This window comes from Winogradskya humida, assembly GCF_016862215.1.
GTDB lineage: Bacteria > Actinomycetota > Actinomycetes > Mycobacteriales > Micromonosporaceae > Actinoplanes > Actinoplanes humidus.
Genome location: NZ_BOMN01000033.1, coordinates 126,733 through 135,323, shown reverse-complemented (window position 1 = coordinate 135,323; position 8,591 = coordinate 126,733). Strand labels below are relative to the sequence as shown.

Sequence of the window (8,591 nt, the reverse complement as noted above, 5' to 3'; positions counted from 1 at the left end):
CCGGGACCCGGCACGACGCCCTGACCGGGACCCGGCACGACGCCCTGACCGGGACCCGGCACGACGCCCTGACCGGGACCCGGCACGACGCCGTGCCCGGCATGTTGCCCGGGGCTCGGCGCGATGCCGTGGTCGGCGGTGTGGTCCGCGGTGACCGAGACCGGGCGGGTGCCGATCGGATGGGCGTCGAGTACAACGGGCTCCGTGGGGGCGGGAGCCCAGAGCCCGTCGTGCGGGCGTTCGTTGACGGTCATCGCAGCGCATCTCCTCGGTGATCAGCCAGATCTACCGAGAAGACTGCGCAGTTCGCCTGTGCGCCTGCTGTGCCACGAATAGGTGCAGCGTGTGCTTTTCAGGGCGAGTCTGGGAGATCGTCCAGGAAGTCGCCGGTGGGTGCGAAGAACAGGCCACCCGTCAACGCGGTGGAGAAGTCGAGGATGCGGTCGTAGGTGCCGTAGGGATCGCCGAGGAACATGCGGCGCAGCATCAGCTCGGGGACGTCGGGCGTGGCTGCGTACGCGATGTAGTAGGTGCCGTATTCACCCTTGCCGAGCTCTCCGAACGGCATGTTGTCGCGCAGGATCTTGAGCTCGTTGCCGTCCTTGTCCTCGACGACGTTGAGCTTGACGTGCGAGTTGGCGGCCTTCTGCCCGTCGGGGATCTCGATGTTGTCGAGCTTGGTGCGGCCGATCGCCGCTTCCTGATCCTCGACGGTCAGCTTGTTCCAGGCGGACATGTCGTGCACGTACTTCTGCACCATGACGTAGCTGCCGCCGGAGAAGTCCGGGTCGTCGTCGGCGACCAGGACGGCCTTCTCCGCCGTCACGCCTGCCGGGTTCTCGGTGCCGTCGACAAAGCCGAGCAGGTCGCGCTCGTCGAAGTATTTGAAGCCGTGCGTCTCGTCGACGACGTCGGCCGCGCCCGCCAGCCGCTCGACGATCTTCGCGGCCATCGCGAAGCAGACGTCCATCTGCCCGGCCCGCAGGTGGAAGAGCAGGTCGCCCGGGGTCGAGGGCGCGGTGTGCGCCGGGCCCTTCCACTGGCGGAACGGGTGCAGCTGCGCGGGGCGCGGGCCGGTGAAGAGGCGGTCCCACAGTTGGGAGCCGATGCCGGTCACACAGGAGAGCTGCGCGGCGGGCACGCGGAACCCGACGGAACGCTGCAGGGCGCTGAGGTCTTCGAGCAGGTCACGCACGACCTCCTCGCCACCTTCCCGGACCGTCGCGACCAGGAAGATCGCGGCGTCGGTGAGCGGGGCGAGCACCGCTTGCGAGGTAACGGTCGGTCCGACTGATCGAGGTGCGGTCACAGGGAACAACTTAGGGTGTGCCGCGGCGATAATCAGGGCACGTGGCTGTAATCACGACGAGGGGACGATCATGGAACGTTTCGACTTCGCCGGGCGTACGTGTGTCATCACCGGGGCCGCGAGTGGCATAGGCGCGGCACTCGCCCTCCACCTGGCCCGTCGCGAAGCGTTGCTCTTCCTCGTCGACCGTGACGCCGACGGCCTGGCCAGGGTCGCCGCCCAGGCCAAGGCGTCCGGCGCCCGGGATGTGGCCACCGAGGTCGTCGATCTCGCGGACGGCGGCGACCGGCTGGACCTGGCGGCCGCCGTCGAGGCCCGGTTCGGCGGGACGGATCTGCTGGTCAACAACGCGGGGGTGACGCTGAGCGGTTCCTTCGAGCAGATCTCGATGGGCGACTTCGACTGGCTCATGGAGATCAACCTGCGCGCGGTGGTGCGTACGACAAAAGCGTTCTTGCCTCAGCTCCTGGCCCGGCCGGGCGCCCATGTGGTGAATCTGTCGAGCCTGTTCGGGCTGGTGGCGCCGCCGCTGCAGGTGGCCTATGCGACGAGCAAGTTCGCCGTGCGCGGCTTCTCGGAGGCGTTGCGCCACGAGCTCGCCGGGCGGCGGGTCGGCGTGACGGTGGTGCACCCGGGCGGCGTACGGACAAATATCGCCACCAGTGCCCGGCTCAGCGGTCCCGACCCCGACGGTCAGCAGGCCGCGGCGGCCAAGGCCTTCAGCGAGAAGGCGCTGACCATGCCTCCGGAGGAGGCGGCCCGGCAGATCGTGGCGGCGATCGAGTCCCGCAAGCCGCGGCTCGTCATCAGCAAGGAGGCCAAGGCCGGTGATCTTCTGGCCCGCATCATCCCCGGCCACTACTGGAACGTCATCGCCCGCGTGCTTCCGAAGGGTCTGTAAACGCACCGAACCGGCACGGCATCTGCCGGTCCGGTCGGGTGGGGTGATGCCTACTTCTTGATGATTCCCTTGGCCGCGGCGGTCTTGTCGATGGCCTCCTGGTGGACGTGCAGGCCGGCGCCGAGGGCGAGGACCTGGTCACGGCTCAGCGGGACGTTGCGGCGGAGCCGCCGGAGGGGGCCTGGGCAACGGCCGCCGCGCGACAGGAAAAACTCTTCGCGCGGCGCACAGCAGATCGGCGTCCGACGGCGTTACGGGCACATGCGGTTCGAAGAGTTCATGGCGGCGCGGCTGCCCGCGCTGCTGCGGTACGCGACAGCGCTCAGCGGCGACCGCGCTGAGGCTGATGACGTGGTGCAGGAGGCGCTCACCCGGGCGCTGGTGCGATGGGGGCGGATCGGGAGGTTGGAGGAGCCGTACGCGTACGTGCGCACCATGGTCACCAACGAGTTCCTGTCCCGTAAACGCCGCCGCCGGTTCTGGCTCGTCCCCCTGGACCGGCACGACCGGGCCGAGCCACCACCACCTCAGACCGGCGACGATCTGTGGTCCCGGCTCGCGACGCTGCCCCGCCAGCAACGGGTCGTGCTGGTGCTGCGGTTCTACGAGGGGCTGACCGACGAAGAGATCGCCGAGGTGCTCGGCTGCCGCAGCGGCACGGTCCGCGGATACGCCAGCCGGGCGCTGGCCACGTTGCGCGTCGAGCTCGCGAGTGAAGGGGTGCTGTCATGACGACGACCGACGATCTGCTGCGCTCCATCGAGGAGCTGGCGGGAACCGCCTCGGACGGGGCCGGGATGACCGAGCGGGTGCAGGCCGGGGCGCGGCGGGTGCGACGCCGGCGACGGATCGGTGCGGCTGCCGCGGTGGCCTGTCTGGTGCTGATCGGAGCATTGGTCCCGGCCGCGGTGGTCAGGCTGCGTGCCGACGATCCACTGCCCGCTTCGAGTACGCCCACCAGGGCACCCGGACAGCTGACCGTACGCGGAGCCGCCGGCTCGCCGTACACCTGGAATCGCGGCACCGACGGTGCCCTGCAATGGATGACGCCGTTCCGTAAGGGCGGGGACGAGGGCGCAGAGGTCCGCGTCTACGACCCGGGCACATATGACGCCCGCAAGCTGAAGAAGGGCGAGCGGGTCACCGTCGGGGACCACCAGGCGTACTGGGGCACGGCAAGCGTCGACGTCCACCTCAGCGGCGGCGGGAACTGGGCCGGCACCAAGGAAGGGGTGCACCTGGTCCCGACCATCGGGTGGCAGGACGAGTCAGGGGTCTGGGTCACCGTCATCGACGCGGAACCGAGCCAGCCACGTCATCAACCGGTCAAGGACCTGCTGCTGGACGTCGCCACGTATGTGGAGATCGGGCCGGCCGAGGACATCCTGGTCCCGGTGCACTTCCGGACGATCCCCGGAAACCGGAAGATCACCTTCGCGGATGTCGACGAGCTGCCCAACACCAGCGGCACCTACCAGGCCGACCTGGGCTTCGGCGGTGACCGTACGCCGACGGTCGACCTCTACCGCCCCAGCTACATGAGCATCGACACGCCGCTCCAGATCAAGGTCATGACGTTGGGTGCGGGCTGGAACGAGATGACCTACGACCCGGTCAACACGACCATCGCGGGCCGCCCGGCGCGTTACTTCGAGGGGGAAGCCCAGAGCGTCATGGTGCCGAAGGGCGGCAGCTCGCTGCTGGTCGAGGTCGGCACCTGCGGCATTCTGGTCCAGGTCAGCGATCGTAAGGCCATCCCCCGCTCAGCCCTGGACACTATGTTCAAGGGCGCGACGTTCGACAGGTGCGATTCCCTCACCACGTGGACCAGGCTCGCTCCATAGGATGCGGCGTGGGCTATTGGGGGACGATCGTGGTGGCCCGGCCGGCCGGGCTGCTTGTTGAGCAGGCCGGTGTGGACGGTTTCGGGTACGAGCACCGGTGGCTGCGGGAGCTCGGCGACGGCTGGCAGATGCTGGAGACGACGGGGTTCGACGATCCGCCGGACCTGTGTGCGCCCGCCGGGGCGGTGGCGGCGTCGACCGGGCAGCCTGTCTTCGCCGCGTACGTCAGCGACAGCGACTGTGCGGTGATGTGCTCGGCGGTGCCGGGAGCGGTAGGGGCGCTGACCCATCTGTGGGACGTCGGTGGGCCGTGCGGGTCGTACCGGCATCAGCCGCGGCACCTGCCGGAGCCGGCCGGCCGTGAGCTCGACGATGTCGTCGCGGAGCTGATCGGGTGGGCCGCGGTGGCAGGACTGCGGGCGGACGTCGCGGCGGTCCGGGCCCTGCTGCTCAGCGGCGGGCCCGCCGACGATCTGGTGTTCGGGCTGGTGAAGGCGTTCGGCGCGGCCGGCATCGGGCGGACCCTGCCATGGTCGTTCGATCCAAGGGCCGGGCCGTTCCGATTGGTGACCAGCACCTGGGGCCTGCCCGAGAAGGCGCGCACCGAGGCGAACCGGCGGCGCACTCCGGAGCAACCGTGGGAGGCGGCCTCGCTGGTGCTGGCGCGGGAGATCTGGGCTTCGCTCTACACCGCGTCGCCCGACGTCGCGGGGCTGGCGCGGCGGGCAGTCGCGGTGCAGGCCGAATACTGCGCGATCCATGATCCCGACGAGGAAGCGGAAGCGTTCGAGTCGTACTTCGCCGGGCTGGCGGACGGGAGCCTGCCGCCGGAGAACCCCGAGTGGTCCGGGCGGGAGTGGGCGGATTCACGGGCCACCGGGGGTGTTTCGACGGCGTCCGGTGGGCAACGCTCGTGGGGGCGGCGCCCGCCCGGCGCCCGGACGGAAGGATCGCCGATGGCTCGTCCGCGGATCGTCATCGTCGGAGCTGGGTTCGCCGGCTTCGAAGCCGCTCGTACGCTCGCGAAACAGTCACGCGGTGCGGCCGACATCGTCATCATCAACCCGACGGACTACTTCCTCTACCTGCCCCTTCTTCCCGAGGTGGCGGCCGGGATCCTGGAGCCGCGACGGGTCTCGGTGTCGATCACCGGCGCGTTGCCCGGCGTGAAGCTGGTGCTCGGGGAGGTCGACGGGTTCGATTTCGACGCGCGCACCGTCTCCTATGTCGACCCGGACGGCAGCAAGGGCAGCATCGGTTACCACCGGCTCGTCATCGCGGCGGGCAGCGTCAACAAGCTTCTGCCCGTGCCCGGGGTCACCGAGTATGCGCACGGGTTCCGGGGCATTCCCGAGGCGCTCTTCCTGCGCGATCACATCATCCGGCAGATCGAGATGGCCGACACGGCCGAGGACCCTGCCGAGCGGGAGGCACGGACCACCTTCGTCGTGGTCGGGGCCGGTTACACGGGTACGGAGGTCGCCGCCCAGGGTGTCCTCTTCACCGAGGCGCTGACCCGGCACCGGCCGCAGCTGGCGGGGCGGGCGCGGTGGCTGCTCATCGACACCGCCGATCGGGTGCTGCCGTCGCTGGACGAGCGGCTCGCCCGGGCAGCCGGGGAGGTGCTGGGCAGGCGCGGGGTCGAGGTGCTGCTCAAGACCTCGGTCAAGGAGGCGGGGGCCGAGGGCGTACATCTCAGCAATGGTGATTTCGTGCCGACCCGGTCATTGATCTGGTGTGTCGGGGTGCGTCCCGATCCGCTCGTCGACAACCTCGGGCTCGAGGTCAAGCAGGGGCGGCTGGTGGTGGACGAGTTCCTCAACGTGCCCGGTCTGCCCGATGTGTACGCGATCGGCGACGCCGCTGCCGTGCCCGACCTGACGCGTCCCGGCGAGATCACCGGCATGACCGCGCAGCATGCAAGCAGGCAGGGCAAGACAGCTGCGCACAACATCGCCGCTTCGTACGGTAAGGGGCGGCGGCGGGCGTACAAGCATCACGATCTCGGTTTTGTGGTCGACCTCGGTGGGCTCGACTCGGCGGCGAACCCGGTTGGCGTACCCCTGAAGGGATTCCCGGCAAAAGTAGTCACCCGCGGTTATCACCTGATTTCCATGCCGGGTAACCGGGTGCGTGTGGCCGCGGACTGGTTGCTCGACGCCGTGCTCCCCCGCCAAGGGGTACAGCTCGGACTTGTCTCCGCCACCGCCGTGCCGCTCGACAGCGCGTTGCCGCAGGGGCTGCCGGATACGGGTCAAACCCAGGAAAAGAGTGATTCCTGACGCAGCGGTATTCCCAGGTCAAGGCCTACGAACATCTGTACGATCGCGGTTTCGGGGGTCGGTGCACGGCGGCCCGCAAACCGTCGAAAGGCACTGCCATGTCCGCAGCACCCGACACTCACCACGAGGCGGGGCCGGGGCTCTACCCGCGTCGATGGGCCGCACTCGGTGTCATCGCGATCTCGCAGCTGATGGTCGTCCTCGATGCCACCATCGTGAACATCGCACTGCCCAGTGCCCGCGCCGACCTCGGCATCAGCGAGGCCGACCAGCAGTGGGTGGTCACCGCCTACACGCTCGCCTTCGGTGGGCTGCTGCTGCTCGGCGGTCGCATCGCCGACTACTGGGGGCGCAAGCGCACCTTCATGGTCGGCGCGATCGGCTTCGCCGCGGCGTCCGCGATCGGTGGCCTCGCCACTGCCGGCCCGATGCTCTTCGGCGCCCGCGCGCTGCAGGGTGTCTTCGGTGCACTGCTCGCGCCGGCCTCGCTGGCTCTGCTCACCGTGCTGTTCACCGATGCCAAGGAACGGGCCAAGGCCTTCGCCGTGTACGGCGCGATCGCCGGTGGCGGTTCCGCGGTCGGCCTGCTGCTCGGCGGTGTGCTCACCGAGTACGCGAGCTGGCGCTGGTGCCTGCTGGTCAACATCCCGATCGCCCTGCTCGCGCTCGCCCTGGCGATCAAGTTCGTCCCGGAGAGCCGCGCGGACGGCGACACGACCTACGACATCCCGGGCGCGGTCATCGTCACGCTGGGTCTCGCCTCGCTGGTCTACGGCTTCACCGAGGCCGCCAAGGTGGGCAAGGGCTGGGACTCCGGCACGACCTGGGGCTTCATCGGCGCCGGCATCGTCCTGCTGATCCTGTTCGTGCTGGTGGAGACGCGCACGAAGAACCCGCTGCTCCCCCTGCGCATCGTGCTCGACCGCAACCGCGGCGGGGCCTACCTGACCTCGGTCCTGGTCGGCGCGGGCCTCTTCGGGGCGTTCCTGTTCCTCGCGCTCTACCTGCAGAACGTCCTGGGCTACACGCCGCTCAAGACGGGCTTCGCGTCCCTGCCGGTCACGCTCGGCGTGCTGATCGCGGCCACGGTCGCCTCCAACGCGCTGCCCCGGACGGGCCCCAAACCCCTGATGATCCTCGGCCCGGTCCTGGCCGCGGCGGGCATGGTGATGCTCCGCTTCATCGACCTCGACACGTCGTTCTGGGCCCACCTCTTCCCGGCCCAGATCCTGCTCGGCCTCGGCCTCGGCTTCACGTTCGTGCCGCTCTCCAGCCTGGCCCTGGTCGGCGTCCCCGAGCACGACGCCGGTGCCGCCAGCGCCGCACTGAACGCCACCCAGCAGGTCGGCGGCTCCCTGGGCACCGCCCTGCTCAACACGATCGCCACCAGCGCGATCACCGCCTACCTGGTCGCGAACCCGCCGCAGAACCCCGCGGAGGGCCGCCGCGCCGGACTCCTGGCCCAGGCGGACGGCTACTCCCACGCGTTCACCTGGTCAGCCGCGCTGATCCTGCTGGCCGCCGTCGTCGCCGCCGTCTTCATCAAGGTCGGCAAGCAGGACCTTCCCACCCCCGAGGGTGCCCACATGGGCTGACCAGCCCCGACGCAGCCCGGTCCTCCTTCACGGAGGGCCGGGCTGCGTTCGTTTAATCGAGGCAGAACTCGTTGCCCTCGATGTCCTGCATGTTGAGGCACGACTCGTTCTCGTCATCGGCGAGCAGCAGTCGACCCCGCGTCGCGCCGAGCGGGATCAGCCGTGCACACTCGGCCTCCAGCGCGGCCAGCCGCTCCGCTCCCACGAGCCCGGTCCCGACACGCACGTCGAGATGCACCCGGTTCTTGACGACCTTGCCCTCGGGAACCCGCTGGAAGTAGAGCCGCGGTCCCGCTCCGGTCGGATCAACGCACGCCGTCGAGCCCTGCGCGACGTACCCCAGCGCTTCGCACCAGAACTGAGCAACACGCTCGGGCTCTTCGCAATCGAACGTGATCTGGACCTGCCTGAGCGTTGCCATTGATCCACCATAGACAGGGCCGGCAGATCTCAGCTCTTGCCGAGCATCTCGGCGGTGAGGACGTTGCCGCCGAGGCCCCAGCCGCCCTCGGTGACCTCCTCGACGAGGACCAGGGTCGTGGCGCGGGCACGCTCGCCGTAGACGCCGGCGTAGGCGTCGGTGACCGCGTCGATCAGCTTCTTCTTGGACTCCGGGGTGAGGGTGTCAGCGGGGACCTTGAGGTTGGCGAACGGCATGGT

General features: G+C 69.5%; 9 protein-coding genes. 5 read left to right on the top strand and 4 right to left on the bottom strand.

The features are described from left to right. Both Ahu01nite_RS14905 and Ahu01nite_RS14900 read right to left on the bottom strand, forming a co-directional pair. A partial coding sequence (locus tag Ahu01nite_RS14905; RefSeq protein WP_203837103.1) for a hypothetical protein occupies positions 1 to 254 on the bottom strand: 254 nt, incomplete at its 3' end. A 98-nt stretch (positions 255 to 352) separates the two neighbouring features. Next, the gene (locus tag Ahu01nite_RS14900; protein ID WP_203837102.1) at positions 353 to 1,309 is read right to left on the bottom strand and encodes a Dyp-type peroxidase; all 957 of its coding nucleotides are present in this window, start codon (positions 1,307 to 1,309) and stop codon (positions 353 to 355) included. Positions 1,310 to 1,379: 70 nt separating this feature from the next. Between Ahu01nite_RS14900 and Ahu01nite_RS14895 the strand changes: the two genes are divergently transcribed. The 5 genes from Ahu01nite_RS14895 (at position 1,380) to Ahu01nite_RS14875 (ending at position 7,931) form a co-directional block, all read left to right on the top strand. Continuing rightward, positions 1,380 to 2,210 carry an SDR family NAD(P)-dependent oxidoreductase gene (locus Ahu01nite_RS14895; RefSeq protein ID WP_203837101.1) on the top strand — a complete coding sequence of 277 codons (831 nt, stop codon included), beginning with the start codon at positions 1,380 to 1,382 and terminating at the stop codon, positions 2,208 to 2,210. A gap of 261 nt (positions 2,211 to 2,471) precedes the next feature. Then, positions 2,472 to 2,942 carry a SigE family RNA polymerase sigma factor gene (locus Ahu01nite_RS14890; protein WP_203837100.1) on the top strand — a complete coding sequence of 157 codons (471 nt, stop codon included), beginning with the start codon at positions 2,472 to 2,474 and terminating at the stop codon, positions 2,940 to 2,942. After that, positions 2,939 to 4,054, top strand: a complete 1,116-nt coding sequence (locus Ahu01nite_RS14885) for a hypothetical protein (protein WP_203837099.1) — start codon at positions 2,939 to 2,941, stop codon at positions 4,052 to 4,054. The genes Ahu01nite_RS14890 and Ahu01nite_RS14885 overlap by 4 nt, the downstream gene beginning before the upstream one ends. Positions 4,055 to 5,010: 956 nt before the next feature. Beyond that, on the top strand, positions 5,011 to 6,336 hold the full coding sequence (locus Ahu01nite_RS14880; protein ID WP_203837112.1) for an NAD(P)/FAD-dependent oxidoreductase: 1,326 nt from the start codon (positions 5,011 to 5,013) through the stop codon (positions 6,334 to 6,336). Positions 6,337 to 6,434: 98 nt separating this feature from the next. After that, the gene (locus tag Ahu01nite_RS14875; RefSeq protein WP_203837098.1) at positions 6,435 to 7,931 is read left to right on the top strand and encodes an MFS transporter; all 1,497 of its coding nucleotides are present in this window, start codon (positions 6,435 to 6,437) and stop codon (positions 7,929 to 7,931) included. Between the two features lie 52 nt (positions 7,932 to 7,983). Here Ahu01nite_RS14875 and Ahu01nite_RS14870 read toward each other — a convergent pair whose 3' ends face one another. Together Ahu01nite_RS14870 and Ahu01nite_RS14865 are read right to left on the bottom strand one after the other, a co-directional pair. After that, entirely contained in the window at positions 7,984 to 8,352 is a 369-nt protein-coding gene (locus tag Ahu01nite_RS14870) for a VOC family protein (protein ID WP_203837097.1), read from the bottom strand. A gap of 29 nt (positions 8,353 to 8,381) precedes the next feature. Continuing rightward, positions 8,382 to 8,588, bottom strand: a complete 207-nt coding sequence (locus Ahu01nite_RS14865; protein WP_203837096.1) for a tautomerase family protein — start codon at positions 8,586 to 8,588, stop codon at positions 8,382 to 8,384. Between the last annotated feature and the right edge of the window lie 3 nt (positions 8,589 to 8,591).

Bases quoted from the DNA above. Each gene is read 5' to 3' on its own strand.
- Ahu01nite_RS14865 (WP_203837096.1), bottom strand. From the start codon at position 8,588: ATGCCGTTCGCCAACCTCAAGGTCCCCGCTGACACCCTCACCCCGGAG.
- Ahu01nite_RS14895 (WP_203837101.1), top strand. From the start codon at position 1,380: ATGGAACGTTTCGACTTCGCCGGGCGTACGTGTGTCATCACCGGGGCC.
- Ahu01nite_RS14870 (WP_203837097.1), bottom strand. From the start codon at position 8,352: ATGGCAACGCTCAGGCAGGTCCAGATCACGTTCGATTGCGAAGAGCCC.
- Ahu01nite_RS14875 (WP_203837098.1), top strand. From the start codon at position 6,435: ATGTCCGCAGCACCCGACACTCACCACGAGGCGGGGCCGGGGCTCTAC.
- Ahu01nite_RS14880 (WP_203837112.1), top strand. From the start codon at position 5,011: ATGGCTCGTCCGCGGATCGTCATCGTCGGAGCTGGGTTCGCCGGCTTC.
- Ahu01nite_RS14885 (WP_203837099.1), top strand. From the start codon at position 2,939: ATGACGACGACCGACGATCTGCTGCGCTCCATCGAGGAGCTGGCGGGA.
- Ahu01nite_RS14890 (WP_203837100.1), top strand. From the start codon at position 2,472: ATGCGGTTCGAAGAGTTCATGGCGGCGCGGCTGCCCGCGCTGCTGCGG.